Source organism: Tsukamurella sputi (assembly GCF_007858445.1).
Lineage (GTDB): Bacteria > Actinomycetota > Actinomycetes > Mycobacteriales > Mycobacteriaceae > Tsukamurella > Tsukamurella sputi.
On the sequence record NZ_VIGV01000242.1, the window covers coordinates 1 to 509 of the forward strand.

Sequence of the window (509 nt, forward strand, 5' to 3'; positions counted from 1 at the left end):
GAGCACGGTTGCGGCGTCCCCGGGGCCCGCGACGTGGACCTCTCCGGCCCCGAGATCGACGTCACCGTCGACCTCGGCCTCGGGCGGGGCACCGCGACGATCCGCACCACGGACCTCTCGCACGCGTACGTCGAAGAGAACTCGGCGTACTCCTCATGAGCGCCCCTGATCTCACGCCGCTCGACAAGGCCGGCGTCCTCGCCGAGGCGCTGCCCTGGTTGCTGGACTTCCACGGCAGGACCGTCGTGGTCAAGTACGGCGGCAACGCCATGATCGACGACGAGCTCAAGCGCTCCTTCGCGCAGGACATGGTCTTCCTGCGCACCTGCGGCCTGCACCCCGTGGTCGTGCACGGCGGCGGCCCGCAGATCACCGCGATGCTGAAGCGCCTCGGCATGGAGGGCGAGTTCCGCGGCGGCTTCCGCGTGACCACGCCCGAGGTGATGGACGTCGTCCGGATGGTGCTGTTCGGGCAGGTCGGGCGTGAGCTGGTCGGGCTGATCAACTCC

At 69.9% G+C, this 509-nt stretch carries 2 protein-coding genes; both read left to right on the forward strand.

Annotated features, from left to right (window positions below; translation table 11 throughout):
- On the forward strand, positions 1-159 hold a 159-nt coding region (locus tag FK268_RS23985), incomplete at its 5' end, for a bifunctional ornithine acetyltransferase/N-acetylglutamate synthase (RefSeq protein WP_193560340.1).
- The coding region (gene argB, locus FK268_RS23990) for an acetylglutamate kinase (RefSeq protein ID WP_146437929.1) at positions 156-509 on the forward strand (354 nt) is incomplete at its 3' end. The genes FK268_RS23985 and argB, both read left to right, overlap by 4 nt.